The following is a 17,099-nucleotide window of genomic DNA, read 5'->3' as shown; positions in this document are numbered from 1 at the left end:
GNCTGCTGGCCGATGAGCAGGCCGAGGTTGGTGCGTCCCACATCGTGGACCACAGTTTCAATTGAAACTGCGGAACCCAGGCACGGCGGATCGCAGTTTCAATTGAAACTGCAGCTCCGGGGCCAGGCGGAGGCATGAGGGGAAACCCCGATTCGCCGGGCGGTCGGCTGGTGGCACGGTGGGGGCATGCGGTTATTGCTGAACGTCATCTGGCTGGTCTTCGGGGGCTTGTGGATGGCGCTGGGGTACGCGTTCGCCGGGATCCTGCTGACCATCACGATCATCGGCATCCCGTTCGCGATCGCCTCGTTCCGGATGGCGAACTTCGCGCTGTGGCCGTTCGGCCGACGTCTGGTGGACGAGCCCACCTCGGGCGCCATGGCCGGCATCGGCAACATCCTGTGGCTGGTGCTCGCCGGCTGGTGGCTCGCGCTCGGGCACATCCTGACCGGCATCGCGCAGTGCATCACGATCATCGGAATCCCGCTGGGCATCGCCAACTTCAAGCTGATCCCGGTCTCCCTGATGCCGCTGGGCAAGCGGATCGTGGACGCGGACGACGCGTACGCGTTCATGCGCGCAGGGTGATTTTCGGCACACCGGCGTACGAGGGACTGCTCCGAATGCCTCTCTCCTACGTCAGCCCATCACCGATTCCGGGGGGTGCCAGTGATCACCGAACTCGAGCTGGAGCGAGTCGCCGCCGCCATAGAGCGCGCCTTCCGGCACCCCGGGGCCGCCGACTGGGCCGAGGTGGAGCGCTTGCGGCTGCAGGCCGACCTGTTCGACCGGCTGGCGGCCGCCCAGCGCCACTGGTCGAGCTCGTTGGCCCGCCGCGCCGAGCTGGTGCGCGACGCGGCCGAGCGGATGGCCGACGAGCTCAACCACGTCGCCAGCGCCATCGACCTGCCGTCCCAGGCGGCCACGAACCGCACGTCGTGAGTGCGCAGCCCCGCCGCGCACCCACGACCGCGGTCACGACTTGAACGGGTCCAGGACGTTGTCGACCAGGTCGGCCACGGAGCTGACCACCTTCGTCGGCCGGTAGGGGAACAGCTCGGCGGTCGACTCGTTGGAGATCCCGGACAGCACCAGGATCGTTTTCAGCCCGGATTCCAGACCGGACCGCACGTCGGTGTCCATCCGGTCGCCGATCATCAGCGTGTTCTCCGAGTGCACCCCGAGGTGCCGCAGCGCCGAGCGCATCATCAGCGGGTTCGGCTTGCCCACGTAGTACGGCGCGCGCCCGGTGACCCGTTCGATCAGCGCGGCGACCGCGCCGGTGGCCGGCAGCGTGCCCTCGCGGCTCGGCCCCTTCTCGTCCGGGTTCGTGGCGATGAACCGGGCGCCTGCCTCGACGAGCCGGATCGCCTTGGTTATCGCCTCGAAGCTGTAGGTGCGCGTCTCGCCGAGGATCACGTAGTCGGGGTCCCGGTCGGTGAGCACGTAACCGATGTTGTGCAGCGCCGTGGTCAGCCCCGATTCGCCGACGACGTAGGCCGAGCCGCCCGGGCGCTGGTTCTCCAGGAACTGCGCGGTGGCCAGCGCCGAGGTCCAGATCGCCTCCTCCGGGACGTCCAGCCCGGTGCGCAGCAGCCGGGCCCGCAGGTCGCGCGGGGTGTAGATCGAGTTGTTGGTGAAGACCATGAACGGGACGTGGTTCTCCCGCAGCGCCGCCAGCAGGGCGTCCGCGCCGGGCACCATGTGCTCTTCGTGGACGAGCACGCCGTCCATGTCCATCAGGTAGGTCCAGGGGGATGGCTCAGTCACGCCCCAGATGATCCTCCCGATAGCGGGTGGATTGCTACCTCAGCCGCCTTGATCGCGAACCACACCTCGTCGTCGGGGGCGAGCCGCAGGTCGGCGACGGCCGCCGGGGTGACGTCCGCGACCAGCGAGCAGTCCCGCACCACGCCGCGCACCCGCACGACGTCGCCGCGCGGTTCCAGCCCGGCCAGCCGGACCCGGATCGCGTTGCGCGGGCTGCCGCCCGGCTGCTCGCGGTGCACCGCGACGGCGGCGGGTGCGAACACCGCGGCGGCGGGTTCGCCCTGGTCCAGGTCTTCGGCGATGCGACCGCTGAGCACGGTGTCGCCGAACTCGACCCCGTTGTCCTTCGCGATTCCCGGCACCAGGTTGAGCCCGGCGATCCGCGCGGTGAAGGGTTCCTTCGGCCTGGCCAGGACTTCGCGGGTGGGGCCCTGCTCGACGATGCAGCCGTCGAGCAGCACCACGAGCCGGTCGGCGAGCACGACCGCGTCCAGCACGTCGTGGGTGACCAGCACCGTCGGCTTGTCCTGCTGCCCGAGCACTTGGTGCAGCAGGCCTCGCATCGCCGGAGCGGCGTCCACGTCGAGCGCGGCCAGCGGCTCGTCGAGCAGCAGCAGCTGCGGGTTGGCGGCCAGCGCGCGAGCCAGCGCGACGCGCTGCGCCTGACCACCGGAGAGCTGCCCGGGGCGGCGCCCTGCGAGCCCTGCGACGTCCACTTCGGACAGCCAGTGCTCGGCGATCTCCCGCGCCTCGGCCTTGCCGACCCCGGCCGCGCGGGGCCCGAAGGCCACGTTCTCCAGGGCCGTCATGTTCGGGAACAGCAGTGCGTTCTGCGCGAGCAGTCCGACACCCCGCCGGTGCGTCGGGACCGCGATCCCGCGCTCGGTGTCCAGCCACGGGACGCCGTCGAGCTCGACGCGCCCCCGGTCCGGCACCAGCTGCCCGGCCAGCACCGACAGCAAGGTCGACTTGCCCGCTCCGTTCGGGCCGAGCACCGCCAGCACCTCGCCCGGCGCGACCTCGAACTCGGCGCGCAGCGCGAACTCCGCGCGGCGGAACTCGACGTCGGTCCGCAACCCGTTCAAAGCCGTCCTTCCACCGCCTTGGGGCGGGCCACCACGATCACCACGAGGGCCAGCACCACCAGCAACAACGACATCGCCACCGCAGCGTCCACATCGGACTGCGCGGTGGTGTAGATGGCCAGCGGCAGGGTGCGGGTGGTGCCCTGCAAGCTACCGGCGAAGGTGATCGTCGCGCCGAATTCGCCCAAGGCGCGCGCGAACGTCAGCACCAGGCTCGACCCGAGCGCGGGCAGCAGCAGAGGCACGGTCACCCGCCGGAAGGTCAACCACGGCCCGGAGCCCAGCGTCGCGGCGACCTGCTCGTAGCGCCCGCCGGCGGTCCGCAGCGCGCCTTCCAGCCCGACCACGAGGAACGGCATCGCGACGAACGTCTGCGCCAGCACGACGGCCGTCGTCGTGTACGGCAGCCGGATCCCGACGACGTCGAGCAGCCCGCCGAGCGGCCCGGTGCGCCCGAGCAGGTAGAGCAGGGCCAGACCGCCGACGACCGGCGGCAGGACCAGCGGCAGCAGCACGAACGCCCGCAGCACGCGCAGTCCGCGCATCCGCGACCTCGCCAGCACCAGCGCCAGCGGGCCACCGAGCACCAGTGCCAAGCCGGTCGAGATGAGCCCGGTGACCACCGACAACCGCAACGCGTCGAGTGCCGCCGGGCTCAGCAGCAGCTCCGGCAGCTGAACCGGATCAACCCTGGTCAGGAGCCCGAGAACGGGCAGCGCCACCAGCGCCAACCCCAGCACTGCGGGCACCCACAGCACCACCGGCACCTGGGTCGTGCGCGATTTCAATGGAAATCGGGCACGCGATTTCCATTGAAATTGGACGTCCGATTTCAATGGAATTTGCGGACTCACGGTGCACCGAAGCCGTGCTTGGTGAGGATCTCGCGGCCGACCGGGCCGTGGACGAACTCGACGAACTGGGCCGCCGCGTCGGACTGCGGGGCGGCCTTGATGGTGGCGATCGGGTAGTCGTTGACCGCCTGCTCGGCCTGCGGGAAGTCGATCACCTGGACCTGCTGCCCGGCCTCCTTCGCGTCGGTGACGTAGACCAGCCCGGCGTCGGCCTCGCCCGCGATCACCTTCTGCAGCACGGATTTGACGTCGTTCTCCTCGCTCACCGGCTTGACCTGCACGCCCGCCGCCCGCGTCACCTTCTGCGTCGCCGAGCCGCACGGCACCTGCGGCGCGCACACCACCACGGCGTGGTCACCGGCCAGATCCGCCAGCGAGCCGATCTTCCCGGGGTTGCCCGGCGGGACCACGATCGCCAGCTTGTTCGTCGCGAAGGTCCGCGGGTCGCCGACGAGGTCGCGCACCTTGTCCATGTTCTTCTGGTCCGCCGAGGCGAAGACGTCCGCCGGACGCCCCTGCTTGATCTGCTCGGCCAGCGTCGAAGAGCCCTGGTAGTCGAACTGCACCTGCACATCTGGATGTTCAGCGGTGAACCGGGCGCCCAGCTCGTCGAAGGACTCGGTCAGCGACGCCGCGGCCAGCACGGTCAGCGTGCGCTGCTGCTCGGACCCGGTCTGACCGCAGCCGGCCAGCAGCACCAGGGCCAGCAGGGCGCCGGCGATCATCTTGAGCTTCGACATCATCCTTCTCCCGGTGTCTCCACCACGACGTTGGTCGACTTGACCACGGCCACCGCCAGCACTCCCGGGCGCAGGCCGAGCTCGTGCACGGCCTCGGTGCTCATCAGCGACACCACCCGGTGCGGACCGCACTGCATCTCCACTTGGGACATCACCTTGTCCGACACGACCTCGGTCACCAGCCCGACCAACCGGTTGCGGGCCGAGCGGCCGACGCCGGACGGATCGGGTGTGGAGCGCGCCTGCTCGCGGGCGAACTCGGCGAGCGCGGCGCCGTCCACCACGAGCCGTCCGGAGGCGTCCCGCTGCGCCTGCAGCTGTCCCCCGTCGACCCACCGGCGCACCGTGTCGTCGCTGACGCCGAGCAGTCCGGCAGCTTCTGCGATCCGATATTGCGGCACGTGAAGGACACTACTTCCGCATCTGCGGTGCGATCCAGAGTGGAGTACCCGCAAATCCGGAACATCAACAGGTTTCGTGCGTTCCTCCGACCGGAGATCCATCCGCGCACGAGACCCTCGTGGATTGCGCACAAATGCCCTCCGGCGATCGAAATTCACCGGTCCGGCGCGTTAGGGTCGTGGGGTGACCGCGGTGGACCTGGGAATTCCCTTCGTGCGCAGCACGATCGACACGTCCGAACGACCGGATACGCCGAAGCTGGTGGACCGGTTCGGACGGATCGCCACCGATCTGCGCGTGTCCCTCATCGACAAGTGCAACCTCCGCTGCACCTACTGCATGCCGGCCGAGGGGCTGCCCTGGCTCAAGCGCGCGGAGCTGCTCGACACCGACGAGATGAACCGGCTGATCCGCATCGCCGTCGAGGAGCTCGGCGTGACCGCGGTCCGGTTCACCGGCGGCGAACCGCTGCTGCGGCAGGACCTGGTGGACATCATCGCCGCGACCGCCGCGCTGCCCAGCGGCCCGAAGACCTCGCTGACCACCAACGGCATCAACCTCGGCAACTACGCCGAACCCCTGGTGCGCGCCGGGCTGAACCGGGTCAACGTCTCGCTGGACACCCTCGACCGCGCGGTGTTCAAGGAGCTGACCAGGCGCGATCGGCTCGACGACGTGCTGGCCGGGCTGGCCGCGGCCAAGCGGATGCGGCTGGAACCGGTCAAGGTCAACGCGGTGCTGATGCGCGGGATCAACGACCACGAGGCCTGCGACCTGCTGCGCTACTGCATCGAGCACGGCTACCAGCTGCGGTTCATCGAGCAGATGCCGCTGGACGCCCAGCACGGCTGGGACCGCTCGCAGATGATCACCGCCGACGAGATCCTGGACCGGCTCAGCGCCGAGTTCGACCTCAGCCCGGACGTCGCCGAGCGCGGCTCGGCACCCGCGGAGCGCTGGCTGGTCGACGGCGGGCCCGCGACGGTGGGCGTGATCGGCTCGGTCACCCGGCCGTTCTGCGCGGCCTGCGACCGCACGCGGCTGACCGCGGACGGCCAGCTGCGCTCCTGCCTGTTCTCCACCACGGAGACGGACCTGCGGGGGCCGATGCGCGCCGGAGCAGAGGACGCCGAACTGGTCCGGCTGTGGCAGGGCACGATGTGGGCGAAGGCCGCCGGGCACGGCATGGACTCGGGCGAGTTCGCGCAGCCGTCCCGGCCGATGAGCGCAATCGGGGGTTGAGCGGATGACGGCGATGCCGGAGCAGACCGAAGCGGTGGCGGTGCAGGTGCGCTACTTCGCAGGAGCACGCGCTGCCGCTGGAGTCCCGGAGGAGACGGTGCGCCTGTCGGGCCCGACGACCGTCTCGGACGTCATCTCGGCAGTCCTGGACCTGCGCGGCGAAGGCCTGGCGAAGGTGCTCCCGGCCTGCAGCTTCCTCCTCGACGGAGTCGCCGTCCGAGACCGCGGGACCGCTGTTCCCGCCTCCGCGACGCTCGACGTCCTCCCCCCGTTCGCCGGCGGCTGAACCGGCGGCTCGCAGCGCACTGTATCTACTGCGCGCGCGTGCGCGCGCACGTGCGAATACAACATGCCCCGGCATGTCGTACATCCTCATCCAGGTGACATTTCGGCATCGGCAGAGCCGTGTCGATCTTGACTTCGCAATCACGTCCTTCGGCAGCCTTAACGGCGCCTGATCCAGTGACGCAGATCGCTACCCTCCGCTTCGACGTGAACCCGGTTCGTGATCGCTTCCGCACACCCGCGCACGCGTGATCGAGCCGGAACGCCACCCCTCCGAGTGGCGCGAACGGGTGCGACGGGGGTTCCCGGACGGGAGCAATGTGGTGACCCACGCCTCACCGACGGTGATCGATCTCGACTAGAAAACGACTTGATAACAACGCTCTGATCAGCAGAAACACCACGGATCGGAGCATCTGCCCCACTTGTTACGTGACCACCGTCACATGGCAGAAGATTTGGGATCTCCCCGTTGGTTACGTAGTGTCGCTCATCGGTCGGCCCCGAACCGATCAGCAAGAGCGGGAAGCCCGCAGCGCCGAACCCTGTCCGGCGGGCTTCCGACCCCCGAAACGAGAAACACCGGACAGGGGCGGGGGACCCAATCCCGGGCTCCCCGAAGCCCTAGGGGTGAAGCCGGTTCCCCCGAGCCGGCCGGGCTGCCTCTCAGCCCGAACCCGACAGCTGACCTCGCAGGCGCGGCAGGAGAGAGGAACATGGCTCGCTACAAGGGCAAGCACCGCAAGCCTTCCAATACCAGCCGCACCGTTGCCCGTGTCGCCGTCGCCGGCGCGGTGGTCGCAACCCCGATCGCGATCGCCCCGATGGCAAACGCAGCCGACTGGGACACCCTCGCGCAGTGCGAGAGCAGCGGTAACTGGAGCATCAACACCGGCAACGGCTTCTACGGCGGCCTGCAGTTCACGCAGTCCACCTGGTCCGCCTTCGGTGGCACCCAGTACGCCAGCAGCGCCCACCTCGCGTCCCGCGAGCAGCAGATCGCGGTGGCCGAGAAGGTCCTGGCCGCGCAGGGCGCCAACGCCTGGCCGGGCTGCACCGCCAAGACCAACTGGGAGAGCGGCAGCACCAAGACGAGCACCAAGGTGCAGACCAAGAAGCAGGTCAGCACCCAGTCGCAGACCCAGACCAAGAAGACCACGACCAAGTCGACGGTCAAGACCAACGGCGCGGACTACACCGTGCAGCTGGGCGACACGCTGGGCAAGATCGGCGAGAAGTTCGGCGTCGACTACAAGCAGATCGCCGAGCGCAACTCGAGCATCATCAGCGACCCGAACCTGATCTTCCCGGGCCAGCAGCTCGACATCAAGTGATCTGGTCGGCCGGCTGAGCCGGTCGGCGAGGAGTACGTGTCGTACCCCCCGACACGGCACGTACTCCGCCCCTTCTCGGGACCCCCACCGCACGCCCCCAGCGGTGGGGGTCCCGTCATTTTCGGGTGTTCAGTCCGCCCGGCGGCTGAGGTGCTCCCACTTCGCCAGCTCCGCCTCGAGGCCCCGGTTCATCCCGACGACCATGTCGTAGGCCGCGCCGCCGAGGATCAGCCGCTTCGGGGGCTCCGGCATGTCCACCACTTCCACGACGACCTCGGCCGCCAGCTCCGGGTCGAAGTCCTCGGACGCGGACCACATGCCCTGCAGCCACTCGCGTAGCGGGGCGTACGCCTCGTTCTCCTCCGCCGTGGTCAGGCCCCTGGTGAACAGCTCGGTCCGATAGCCGCCCGGGCCGAGGATCGTCACCTTGATCCCGAAGCGCTCCACCTCCATCGCCAGCGCCTCGGTCATCGAGTCGAGTGCCGCCTTGCCCGCCCCGTAGAGCCCGGCCGACGCGAAACCGCCGTACGGGCCCATCGACGAGACGGCGAGGACGTGCCCGGAGCCCTGCCTGCGCAGGTGCGGCACGACTGCCTGGCTCACCCAGAGCGCGCCGAAGAAATTGGTGTCCAGGTGCGCTCGGGCCTGCTCCTCGGTGATCTCCTCGAGCATGCCGAGGATGGAGCCACCGGCGTTGTTGACCACGACGTCGAGCCGTCCGAACGCCGCCACCGCCCGCTCGACGCCGGCGAAGACCGCGGCGCGGTCGGAGACGTCCAGGGAGAACGCGACCAGGCGGCCGCCGCTGGTCGCGACCAGCTCGTCCAGCGGCGCGACGTCCCTGGCGATGCCGACGACCTGATCGCCCGCGGCCAGGGCCGCTTCGGTGAACGCCCGGCCGAGTCCGCGGGCGGCGCCGGTGATGAACCAGGTGCGGGGTTCGCCGTTTCGCATGCGTTGCCTCTCTCACTCTTTACGAGACGATACGGTCCGTCTCGTTTCAGCATCAGCATGCGCCGGGTTCGCCACTCGTGTCAAGACGGAACGTCTCGTTTTGGATAGCCTGGGCACGTGCCCCCGGAGAAGCGCCCCGATTCCACCCGCCGCAGCGAGCGATCGCGGACGGCGATCCTGACCGCAGCGCGCGAACTCGTCAGCGAGGTCGGCTACGCCAAGCTGACGATCGAGGCGATCGCCGCGCGCGCCGGCGTCGGCAAGCAGACGATCTACCGCTGGTGGTCGTCGAAGGGCGCGGTCGTGTTCGACTCGATCCTCGCGCTGAGCGAAGGCGAGGACGGCATCGCGCTGCCCGACACCGGCGACCTCGAAGCCGATCTCAAGACCGTGCTGCGCGCGACGGCGGCCGAGTTCGCCGACGCCGAGTTCGAAGCCCCGATCCGGGCGCTGCACACCGAGATCATCAACGACCCGGAGCTGGCCGCGACCTACCGCGAGAAGATGGAAGCGCCGATGCGCGAGGCGAAGAAGCAGCGCCTGCGCAGCGCGCAAACCGCAGGTCAGCTCGACGCCGACGCCGACCTCGACCTGGTCCTGGACTTCCTGTACGCACCGCTGACGCAGCGGTGGCTGACGCGCTCAGGCCCGCTCGACGACGCCTTCGCCGACGCACTCGTCGAAGCCACCCTCCGCGCCTTCCCCGCGTGAGTGGCGATGGTGGTTCTTACCGCCATCGCCGCTCACGAGAACTCGAGGTCACGGGCAGTTGACCCATTCCTCGGCGCCGTCGTCGAACACCTGCCGCTTCCAGATCGGCAGCCGGCGCTTCACCTCGTCCACCAGCTCCGAACAAGCCGAGAAGGCCTGCTTGCGGTGCTCGGCCGCGACCGCGCAGCCCAGGGCGACGTCGCCGATCTTGAGCAGGCCGATGCGGTGCGAGACCGCGATCGCTCGCACGCCGTCGAAGCGCGCCGCGATGTCCTGCGCCACCTCGACGATCACGTCGTTCGCGCTGGGGTGCCCGGTGTACTCCAGCTCCTGCACGCCGCGACCGCCGTCGTGGTCGCGCACGACTCCGCCGAAGGTCACCACCGCGCCCGCCGCGCGGTGCTCGACCGAGCGGGCCAGGGCGTCGACGTCGATGACGTCCTCGGTCACGTCGGCGCGCAGGACCTCCGCCGCAGCGCGGTTCGGCGCCGCGTGGTCACCGCCGTGCAGCTGGTCGACGGCGTGGTCGAGGACCCCTTCCAGCACGCCGAGGCCGTCCTTGACCCCGCCGCGCGAGCCCGGGAGGTTCACGATCAGCGTCCGGCCGCTGACCCCCGCCAGACCTCGGGACAGCACTGCGGTCGGGACCTGCGGCAAGCCCGCCGAGCGGATCGCCTCGGCCAGCCCGGGGATCGGGTAGTCCAGCACGGACGCGGTGACCTCGGGAGTCCGGTCGCTCGGGTTGATCCCGGTGCCGCCGGTGGTGATCACGACGTCCGCGTCGGCGGCGACCGCGCGGCGCAGCTCCTCCCCCACCGGGTCGCCGTCGGGCACCACGACGGGGTCGGGCGTCTCGAACCCGCGGGTGCGCAGCCACTCGACGATCACCGGTCCCGTGCGATCCGGGTACACCCCGGCTGCGGCGCGGTTGGACGCGGCGATCACCCGCGCTGTCCTCGTCATGGAGACCTCCTGTGTGTTGCGCGCACCACCGACCGGCCGCCGCAAGGCCATCCTCCGCGACCCACCGACCTCACCTCAAGCAGGGCCGCAGTTTCAATTGAAACTGCGGATCGGCGTGCCTGGGGAGCGCAGTTTCAATTGAAACTGCGGACTGGCCGGGCCCGGAATCAGCGGGTCCAGGTGCCGGTCTTGCCGCCTTCTTTGCGCTCCACCCGGACCTCGTCGAGGACTGCGGCAGGGTCCACGGCCTTGATCATGTCGTGGAGGGTGAGGCCGGCGCCCGCGACGGCGGTGAGGGCCTCCATCTCGACCCCGGTGCGGTCGGTGGTCTTGACCGTGGCGGTGATCCGGACCTCGGACTCGCCCATCTCGAGCTCGACCTTCGCGCCGGAGATGGCGATCGGGTGGCACAGCGGGATCAGGTCCGGGGTGCGCTTGGCGGCCATGATGCCCGCGATGCGGGCGGTGGCGATCGCGTCGCCCTTCGGCAGGTCGTCCCGGCGCAGCAGGGCGATCACCTCGGGCGTCGTCCGCACCACCCCGGTGGCGACGGCCCGGCGGGCGGTGGCCGCCTTCTCGGACACGTCGACCATCCGCGCCGCACCGGTCTCGTCGACGTGCGTGAGCTCATCCTGCGCCATGCCCCGAGCCTAAAGCACCTGAGGACTCCCCTGATCCGCGGAAGCGCGAAGGGCGCCTCCGATCAGCTCGGAGGCGCCCTTCAGCGGTGGGATCAGAAGTCGATGTCCTCGGCCATGCTCCACGGCAGGGAGGAGCCGCCCTCGGGGGACGGTTCGCCGGACTTGGCCGCGAGGGCCGCCTTCTTGACGGCATCGGCGACCGCCGGGGAAACCGCCGAGTCGAAGACGCTCGGGACGATGAACGACGCGTTGAGGCGCTCGCCGTCGACGACGTCGGCGATCGCGTTGGACGCCGCGATCATCATGTCGTCGGTGATCTGGTGCGCGTGCGCGTCGAGCAGACCCCGGAAGACACCGGGGAACGCCAGCACGTTGTTGATCTGGTTCGGGTAGTCGCTGCGGCCCGTCGCCACGATCTTGGCGTGCTTCTGCGCCTCGAGCGGGTCGATCTCCGGGTCCGGGTTGGCCAGCGCGAAGACGATCGAGTCCTCGTTCATCGACGCCACGTCGTCGGCGGTCAGCAGGTTCGGCGCCGAGACGCCGATGAACACGTCCGCGCCGCGCACCGCCTCGGAGAGGCTGCCGGTGCGGCCGTCCTTGTTGGTGCCCGCGGCGATGGACTGCAGGTTCGGGTCGCTGTCGCCGCGTCCGGTGTGGACGATGCCGTCGATGTCGACCGCGATGATGTCGGCCGGTTTCTTGTGCTGCAGCAGGCGGATGATCGCCGAACCGGCCGCGCCCACGCCGCACACCACGATGCGGCAGTCGGCGATGTCCTTGTCCACCACGCGCAGTGCGTTGCGCAGCGCGCTGAGCACCACGATCGCGGTGCCGTGCTGGTCGTCGTGGAAGACCGGGATGTTCAGCTTCTCCCGCAGCCGGGCCTCGATCTCGAAGCAGCGCGGGGCCGCGATGTCCTCGAGGTTGATGCCGCCGTAGACGGGGGCGATCAGCTCGACGGCGCGGATGATCTCCTCGGTGTCCTGGGTGTCCAGGCACACCGGCCAGGCGTTGACCCCGGCGAACTTCTTGAACAGGGCCGCCTTGCCCTCCATCACCGGCAGCGCGGCCTCCGGCCCGATGTTGCCCAGGCCGAGCACGGCGGAGCCGTCGGTGACCACCGCGACCGCGTTGCGCTTGACGGTCAGGCGGCGGGCGTCCTCGGGGTTGTCCGCGATCGCGGTGCACACCCGGGCCACACCCGGCGTGTAGGCGCGGGACAGGTCGTCGCGGTTGTTCAGCGCGACCCGCGAGTTGACCTCGATCTTGCCGCCGAGGTGGAGCAGGAACGTCCGGTCCGAGATCTTGCGGATGCGGACCCCGGGCAGCCCGTCGAGGACCTCGGCGAGGTCGTTGGCGTGGTCGGCGGACCTCGCGTTGCAGGTGATGTCGACGACGATGCGATCGGCGTGGGACTCGACGACGTCGAACGCCGTGATGACTCCGCCCGCGCGTCCGATCGCGCTGGTCAGATCGCCCGCGGCGGTCGTCGACGGCGGAGCCTCGACGCGCACGGTGATCGAGTAACCCGGACCTGGAACCGGCATGGCACACCCCTGTCGAGCGGTACGGCTATGGACTTGGTGGGGTGCCGTTCTCCGGCGGCCCGCCGACCGCCGGAGTGGATCGCTCATCCGGGATGCAAGCCCATCGGGCGTGCTAAGCGAGCCGAACTTCACCCACTACGAAAAATCCTAAAACTTTCCCCGGTGTGAGCGACGTCCGGTCCCGTTACCGATGGGTTGCCCTTGACAACCGGGTCACTTGTTGATGCGCGTGACCGGGTGGTGGTACGGCACGGTCTCCTGCGAGAGCGGGAAGGTGGTGTCGCCGAACGGGGACAGCGCGCCCTGCTTGTCGGCCCAGAACTCGCTCACCGCGTGCTCGCCGTCGGTGACCTTCGGCCAAGTCGGGTCAATGCGGTCCTTGTTGGTCTTGCCGGCCACGTCGTCCTCCTGTGCATTCCGGCTAACGGTCCAGGTCCAGTTTGCCGGATGCGGAGGTCAACCTCATCCAAGGGTGTGCACGGCCATATTCCAGCGGGCCGTTCCGCGCCGCGGCGCGCTGCTCGACCGGGTCCGCGCTGGTGGTTCGCTGGGTATCGTGGTGGGGATGTCTTCGCTAGCGGATTGGCTGCGGGAACGCAGTGACGAGACCCTCGTGGCGCTGCTGCGCGCTCGTCCCGACCTCGCGACGCCACCGCCCCCGGACACCGCGGTGCTGGCCACGCGCATCGGCGTGCGCTCCTCGACGGCGCGGGCCTGCGAAGACCTGGACTCGTTCACCCTCGCCGCACTGGAAGCGCTGGTGCTGCTCGACGCCGACCTGGCGCCGGTCCGGCTCGACGACGTCGCCGGGATGCTCGGCAGCGAGATCACCCCGCAGCAGGCCCGGCGGGCCGTGGAGAAGCTGCGCCAGCTGGCGCTGGCCTGGGGCGATGACGACGCGTTGGCCACCTCGCCCGCCGTGCGCGAGGTGCTGCCGAACTTCCCGGCCGGGCTCGGCCGGCGGGCAGAGCAGCTGACCGAGGACGCCGCGAAGGCCGCGCTGGCCGATCTCGACGAGGAGGAGCAGCGGCTGGTCGGCAAGCTCGCCGCCGGGTCACCGATCGGCCGGACCAAGGACGCCGCCAAGGACGTGCCGCTCGCGCAGGCGACGAATCCGGTGCAGCGCCTGCTGGCCAAGGGATTGCTGCTGCGCCGCGACGCCGAGACCGTCGAACTGCCCCGGCAGCTCGCGCTGGCAGTGCGCGGGGACGAGCCGATGGGCGAGGTCGAGCCGGACGAGCCGATCCCGGACCTCACCGAATCCGATCAGTCCACAGTAGACAGCACTGCCGGTGGTGAGGTGCTGGAACTCCTGCGGCACGTGGAAGAACTGCTCGGCGCCTGGGGCGAGGACCCGCCGGACGTGCTGCGCTCCGGAGGCGTCGGGGTGCGCGATCTCCGCCGCACCGCCAAGGCGATCGACGTCGACGAGAACCGGCTCGGCCTGCTGGTGGAGCTCGCCGTCGCGGCCAACCTCGTCGCCAACAGCGAAGCCGCCGAGCCGCAGTGGATCCCGACCTACCAGTCCGACACCTGGCTGGCCTCCCCGCCCGAGCAGCGCTGGGCCGCGCTCGCGCAGGCCTGGCTGGACCTGCCGCGGCTGCCCGGACTGATCGGCGCCCGCGACGAGAAGGACCGCCTGCTCGGCCCGCTGTCCGAAGACCTCCGCCGTCCCCTCGCACCGAAGGACCGCCGCCGCGTCCTCGCCTACCTGGACGAACTCCCCGGCGGTTTCGGCGCGCGGCCGGACGACGCCGCTGCCGTGCTGGCCTGGCGAGCTCCGCGCCGCGGCGGGCGGCTGCGCGACGACCTCGTGCGCTGGACCCTCGCCGAGGCCACCGTGCTCGGGATCGTGGCGCTGAACGCGCTGACCACCGCTGGTCGCGTGCTGCTCGCCGACGGAGGCGCCGAAGCGGCCCGCGCGGTGGCCGACGCGCTGCCCGAACCGCTGGACCACGTGCTGGTGCAGGCCGACCTGACGGTCGTCGCGCCGGGACGCCTCGAACCGGACCTGGCGATCGAGATGAAGCTCGTCGCCGACGTCGAATCCGCGGGCAGCGCAACGGTCTACCGGATCAGCGACGCCAGCGTCCGCCGCGCGCTCGACGCCGGGCACACCGCCGACGACCTGCACGCGCTGTTCCGAAACCGCTCCCGCACACCGATCCCGCAGTCCCTGACCTACCTGATCGACGACGTCGCCCGCCGCCACGGCCGACTCCGCGCCGGCACCGCGTCGGCCTTCCTGCGCTGCGACGACCAGGTGCTGCTGGCCGAGATCATGGCCAAACCGGAGAGCGAGGAGCTCGAACTCCGCCGCATCGCGCCGACCGTCCTGGTCAGCCCGCTGCCGCTGGCCGACGTGGTGGAAACCCTGCGGGCGGCGGGCTTCACGCCGGTGGCGGAAGGCCCCGACGGCAACGTCATCGACCTCCGCGAGAGCGGGCGCCGCGTGCGCGGCAAGACCCGTCCGGCGCAGCCGGCGGGGATCGCGCGACCCAGCGCGGAGCAGCTGGCGGAGCTGGTCGCGCAGCTGCGCGCGGGCGACCGCGCAGGGGCGGCGCGGCGCGGCAGCGCCGTGAGCCCCGAGCGCGGACGGCCGAGCGCGGAAGCGACGCTGCAGCTGCTGCGCGACGCGGCGCGGGAGCGCCGGAGCGTGTGGCTGGGCTTCGTGGACACGCGCGGCGTGCGCAGCGAGCGCGTGGTGCGCCCGGTCAGCGTCGGGGGCGGGGTCCTCCAGGGAGTGGACACGACGAGCGAAGAGCTCGGCCACTACCCGCTCCACCGGATCATGACCGTCGCGGTCGTCGAGGACTGACCGACTCAACACTTTGCCGTTGCGCTAAGTGTCCTGCGGCTGAATACTAAGCCTCATGGCTAAGCATGACGCCTTAGACGACGTCTTCGTCGCCCTGGCGGATCCCATCCGGCGGCAGGTGATCCGACGCCTCGGACACCGCCCCACCAGCGTCGGCGAACTGGCCCGCCCGTTCCCGATCACGCTGCCCTCGTTCATGAAGCACGTCCGCACCCTGGAGGCGAGCGGGCTGATCCGGACCAGCAAGTCCGGCCGCGTCCGCACCTGCACGCTCAACCGCGAACGCCTCGCCCTCGTCGACGACTGGCTCGCCGAGCAGCGGCGCAGCTGGGAAGCCGCCACCGACCGCCTCGAAAACCTCGTCACCGACCCGGAGGAGACCCCATGACCGCGGCGGCCGACCCCCGCCTGGACCTGACCCTGCACCGGGTGATCCGCGCATCGCCGCAGTCGATCTGGCGCGCCTGGACCGACTCCTCGCTGCTGGAGCGCTGGTGGGTCCCCGCTCCGACGCTGGCCCGGGTCGACCAGCTCGACGCCCGGCCCGGCGGCGCGTTCGTGACCAGCATGAGCGAGGACGGCCGCGAGTTCGTCCCGCACACCGACGGGGTGTTCCTCATCGCCGAACCGGACCGCCGGCTGGTGTTCACCAACGCCATCAGCAGCGCGTGGCGGCCCGCCCGCCCCGAACCGGTGGCGATGACCGCGGAGGTCGTCCTCGGCGAGCACCCCGACGGCACCGACTACCGGGTGACCGTGCGCCACCGCGACCCCGCCACCCGCGACCTGCACGAGGAGCTGGGCTTCTTCGACGGCTGGGGCTCGGTCGCCGACGCCCTGACCGCCCTGGTCGAGAGCGGAGGAGCAGCGTGAAGATCGCCATCACCCAGTTCGTCACCCTCGACGGCGTGAGCCAAGGCCCCGGCTCCGCCGACGAGGACACCACCGGCGACTTCGAGCGCGGCGGCTGGTTCGTGCCGCACCTGGACGAGGTGTTCGTCCAACGCGCATCGGACTGGCTCGACCTCGCGGACGGGCTGCTCCTCGGGCGACGCACCTACGAGGCTTTCGCGCGCGACTGGCCGCAGATCACCGACCCCGACGACCCCTTCACCGGGCGGATGAACGCCCTCCCCAAGTACGTCGTCAGCAACACGCTGACCGAAGGCACCTGGAACCCGACCACCGTGCTGCGCGGCGACATCGGCGAGACCGTCGGCGCCTTGCGGGCCGCGCCGGGACGGGAGCTGCAGGTCCACGGCAGCGCCCGGCTCGCCTCATCACTGCTCGCAGCGGGCCTGGTGGACACCCTCCGGCTCGTCATCACCCCGAGCATCATCGGCCAGGGCCGACGCCTGCTCTCGGACGACGCCGACGTCGGACTCCGCCTCACCGACCACCAGATCACCCCGCGCGGACTCGTGGTGCTCGAGTACGAAGTCACCGGCCCGGCACCCCTGGCCACCTACGAAGGCACCGCACACCTCTGACGACCAGCACGAACTACAGCCCCCGGGGACTTCCGACGTCCTGCTTCCGACGTCCGGCACGCAAATTCAATGGAAATCGAAGGTCCGATTTCCATTGAATTTGCGGAAGTTCTCCACAGGTGACCCGAGTTGTCCACAGGTCCCGACACGCCGGGGTCCCGACACGCCCGGGTGTGCAGTTTCAATTGAAACTGCGGAACCCAGGCACGGCGGATCACAGTTTCAATTGAAACTGCGGTTTCGGGAGTCGGCGTGTCGGGGGC

At 70.2% G+C, this 17,099-nt stretch carries 20 protein-coding genes and 1 riboswitch; of the genes, 10 read left to right on the top strand and 10 right to left on the bottom strand.

Annotated features, from left to right (window positions below; translation table 11 throughout):
• Positions 1-186 precede the first annotated feature (186 nt).
• Both ABTZ89_RS20640 and ABTZ89_RS20635 read left to right on the top strand, forming a co-directional pair.
• Entirely contained in the window at positions 187-588 is a 402-nt protein-coding gene (locus tag ABTZ89_RS20640; protein WP_270950875.1) for a YccF domain-containing protein, read from the top strand.
• A gap of 81 nt (positions 589-669) precedes the next feature.
• Positions 670-942, top strand: a complete 273-nt coding sequence (locus ABTZ89_RS20635; RefSeq protein ID WP_270950874.1) for a hypothetical protein — start codon at positions 670-672, stop codon at positions 940-942.
• A 33-nt stretch (positions 943-975) separates the two neighbouring features.
• On the opposite strand, the gene ABTZ89_RS20630 is transcribed toward ABTZ89_RS20635, so the two are convergent.
• From ABTZ89_RS20630 to ABTZ89_RS20610, 5 genes are all read right to left on the bottom strand, one after another.
• On the bottom strand, positions 976-1,740 hold the full coding sequence (locus tag ABTZ89_RS20630; RefSeq protein ID WP_270950910.1) for an HAD-IIA family hydrolase: 765 nt from the start codon (positions 1,738-1,740) through the stop codon (positions 976-978).
• Between the two features lie 26 nt (positions 1,741-1,766).
• Positions 1,767-2,855, bottom strand: a complete 1,089-nt coding sequence (locus ABTZ89_RS20625) for a sulfate/molybdate ABC transporter ATP-binding protein (RefSeq protein ID WP_351047008.1) — start codon at positions 2,853-2,855, stop codon at positions 1,767-1,769.
• Positions 2,852-3,622: an ABC transporter permease gene (locus ABTZ89_RS20620; protein ID WP_351047011.1), complete on the bottom strand. Its 771-nt coding sequence runs from the start codon at positions 3,620-3,622 to the stop codon at positions 2,852-2,854. The genes ABTZ89_RS20625 and ABTZ89_RS20620 overlap by 4 nt, the downstream gene beginning before the upstream one ends.
• Before the next feature lie 83 nt (positions 3,623-3,705).
• Entirely contained in the window at positions 3,706-4,452 is a 747-nt protein-coding gene (gene modA / locus ABTZ89_RS20615; protein WP_351047005.1) for a molybdate ABC transporter substrate-binding protein, read from the bottom strand.
• Entirely contained in the window at positions 4,449-4,850 is a 402-nt protein-coding gene (locus ABTZ89_RS20610) for a TOBE domain-containing protein (RefSeq protein ID WP_270950869.1), read from the bottom strand. Before ABTZ89_RS20610 ends, modA begins: the two co-directional genes overlap by 4 nt.
• A 184-nt stretch (positions 4,851-5,034) precedes the next feature.
• On the opposite strand from ABTZ89_RS20610, the gene moaA reads away from it, so the two are divergent.
• The 3 genes from moaA (at position 5,035) to ABTZ89_RS20595 (ending at position 7,712) form a co-directional block, all read left to right on the top strand.
• Complete coding sequence (gene moaA, locus ABTZ89_RS20605; protein WP_351047001.1) at positions 5,035-6,093, top strand: GTP 3',8-cyclase MoaA; 1,059 nt, start codon at positions 5,035-5,037, stop codon at positions 6,091-6,093.
• A gap of 4 nt (positions 6,094-6,097) precedes the next feature.
• The gene (locus ABTZ89_RS20600; RefSeq protein ID WP_351046998.1) at positions 6,098-6,379 is read left to right on the top strand and encodes a MoaD/ThiS family protein; all 282 of its coding nucleotides are present in this window, start codon (positions 6,098-6,100) and stop codon (positions 6,377-6,379) included.
• 569 nt (positions 6,380-6,948) lie between these two features.
• Positions 6,949-7,093, top strand: a riboswitch (cyclic di-AMP (ydaO/yuaA leader).
• A gap of 1 nt (position 7,094) precedes the next feature.
• The gene (locus ABTZ89_RS20595; protein WP_270950865.1) at positions 7,095-7,712 is read left to right on the top strand and encodes a transglycosylase family protein; all 618 of its coding nucleotides are present in this window, start codon (positions 7,095-7,097) and stop codon (positions 7,710-7,712) included.
• A gap of 129 nt (positions 7,713-7,841) precedes the next feature.
• On the opposite strand, the gene ABTZ89_RS20590 is transcribed toward ABTZ89_RS20595, so the two are convergent.
• Positions 7,842-8,666 (bottom strand): SDR family NAD(P)-dependent oxidoreductase, encoded by an 825-nt coding sequence (locus ABTZ89_RS20590; RefSeq protein ID WP_351046994.1) that lies wholly within the window; start codon positions 8,664-8,666, stop codon positions 7,842-7,844.
• 117 nt (positions 8,667-8,783) lie between these two features.
• Here ABTZ89_RS20590 and ABTZ89_RS20585 point away from each other — a divergent pair, with 117 nt between their 5' ends.
• A complete protein-coding gene (locus ABTZ89_RS20585; RefSeq protein WP_351046991.1) occupies positions 8,784-9,377 on the top strand; it encodes a TetR/AcrR family transcriptional regulator in 594 nt (197 codons plus the stop codon).
• Positions 9,378-9,425: 48 nt separating this feature from the next.
• Here ABTZ89_RS20585 and ABTZ89_RS20580 read toward each other — a convergent pair whose 3' ends face one another.
• From ABTZ89_RS20580 to ABTZ89_RS20565, 4 genes are all read right to left on the bottom strand, one after another.
• Positions 9,426-10,340: a molybdenum cofactor biosynthesis protein MoaE gene (locus ABTZ89_RS20580; protein WP_270950862.1), complete on the bottom strand. Its 915-nt coding sequence runs from the start codon at positions 10,338-10,340 to the stop codon at positions 9,426-9,428.
• 167 nt (positions 10,341-10,507) lie between these two features.
• Positions 10,508-10,981 carry a cyclic pyranopterin monophosphate synthase MoaC gene (gene moaC / locus ABTZ89_RS20575; protein ID WP_270950860.1) on the bottom strand — a complete coding sequence of 158 codons (474 nt, stop codon included), beginning with the start codon at positions 10,979-10,981 and terminating at the stop codon, positions 10,508-10,510.
• Between the two features lie 92 nt (positions 10,982-11,073).
• A complete protein-coding gene (locus ABTZ89_RS20570; protein ID WP_270950858.1) occupies positions 11,074-12,528 on the bottom strand; it encodes an NAD-dependent malic enzyme in 1,455 nt (484 codons plus the stop codon).
• Positions 12,529-12,741: 213 nt separating this feature from the next.
• Positions 12,742-12,927, bottom strand: coding sequence for a hypothetical protein (locus ABTZ89_RS20565; RefSeq protein ID WP_270950856.1), 186 nt, complete (start codon positions 12,925-12,927; stop codon positions 12,742-12,744).
• A gap of 166 nt (positions 12,928-13,093) precedes the next feature.
• Here ABTZ89_RS20565 and ABTZ89_RS20560 point away from each other — a divergent pair, with 166 nt between their 5' ends.
• The 4 genes from ABTZ89_RS20560 to ABTZ89_RS20545 are packed head-to-tail and all read left to right on the top strand — an operon-like array spanning position 13,094 to position 16,836.
• Complete coding sequence (locus ABTZ89_RS20560) at positions 13,094-15,346, top strand: helicase-associated domain-containing protein (RefSeq protein ID WP_351046985.1); 2,253 nt, start codon at positions 13,094-13,096, stop codon at positions 15,344-15,346.
• A gap of 55 nt (positions 15,347-15,401) precedes the next feature.
• Positions 15,402-15,734, top strand: coding sequence for an ArsR/SmtB family transcription factor (locus ABTZ89_RS20555; RefSeq protein ID WP_270950852.1), 333 nt, complete (start codon positions 15,402-15,404; stop codon positions 15,732-15,734).
• The gene (locus ABTZ89_RS20550) at positions 15,731-16,219 is read left to right on the top strand and encodes an SRPBCC domain-containing protein (RefSeq protein WP_351046982.1); all 489 of its coding nucleotides are present in this window, start codon (positions 15,731-15,733) and stop codon (positions 16,217-16,219) included. The genes ABTZ89_RS20555 and ABTZ89_RS20550 overlap by 4 nt, the downstream gene beginning before the upstream one ends.
• The gene (locus ABTZ89_RS20545) at positions 16,216-16,836 is read left to right on the top strand and encodes a dihydrofolate reductase family protein (protein WP_351046979.1); all 621 of its coding nucleotides are present in this window, start codon (positions 16,216-16,218) and stop codon (positions 16,834-16,836) included. The genes ABTZ89_RS20550 and ABTZ89_RS20545 overlap by 4 nt, the downstream gene beginning before the upstream one ends.
• Positions 16,837-17,099: the final 263 nt, after the last annotated feature.

This window comes from Saccharopolyspora sp. NPDC002686 (assembly GCF_040295745.1).
GTDB classification, from domain to species: Bacteria; Actinomycetota; Actinomycetes; order Mycobacteriales; family Pseudonocardiaceae; genus Saccharopolyspora; species Saccharopolyspora oryzae.
This window is presented reverse-complemented; position numbering and strand designations above follow the sequence as displayed.

Coding starts and splice junctions, on each gene's coding strand:
- ABTZ89_RS20640 (WP_270950875.1), top strand. CDS start 187: ATGCGGTTATTGCTGAACGTCATCTGGCTGGTCTTCGGGGGCTTGTGG.
- ABTZ89_RS20630 (WP_270950910.1), bottom strand. CDS start 1,740: ATGGACATGGACGGCGTGCTCGTCCACGAAGAGCACATGGTGCCCGGC.
- modA (WP_351047005.1), bottom strand. CDS start 4,452: ATGATGTCGAAGCTCAAGATGATCGCCGGCGCCCTGCTGGCCCTGGTG.
- ABTZ89_RS20600 (WP_351046998.1), top strand. CDS start 6,098: ATGACGGCGATGCCGGAGCAGACCGAAGCGGTGGCGGTGCAGGTGCGC.
- ABTZ89_RS20595 (WP_270950865.1), top strand. CDS start 7,095: ATGGCTCGCTACAAGGGCAAGCACCGCAAGCCTTCCAATACCAGCCGC.
- ABTZ89_RS20590 (WP_351046994.1), bottom strand. CDS start 8,666: ATGCGAAACGGCGAACCCCGCACCTGGTTCATCACCGGCGCCGCCCGC.
- ABTZ89_RS20580 (WP_270950862.1), bottom strand. CDS start 10,340: ATGACGAGGACAGCGCGGGTGATCGCCGCGTCCAACCGCGCCGCAGCC.
- moaC (WP_270950860.1), bottom strand. CDS start 10,981: ATGGCGCAGGATGAGCTCACGCACGTCGACGAGACCGGTGCGGCGCGG.
- ABTZ89_RS20570 (WP_270950858.1), bottom strand. CDS start 12,528: ATGCCGGTTCCAGGTCCGGGTTACTCGATCACCGTGCGCGTCGAGGCT.
- ABTZ89_RS20560 (WP_351046985.1), top strand. CDS start 13,094: ATGTCTTCGCTAGCGGATTGGCTGCGGGAACGCAGTGACGAGACCCTC.
- ABTZ89_RS20555 (WP_270950852.1), top strand. CDS start 15,402: ATGGCTAAGCATGACGCCTTAGACGACGTCTTCGTCGCCCTGGCGGAT.
- ABTZ89_RS20550 (WP_351046982.1), top strand. CDS start 15,731: ATGACCGCGGCGGCCGACCCCCGCCTGGACCTGACCCTGCACCGGGTG.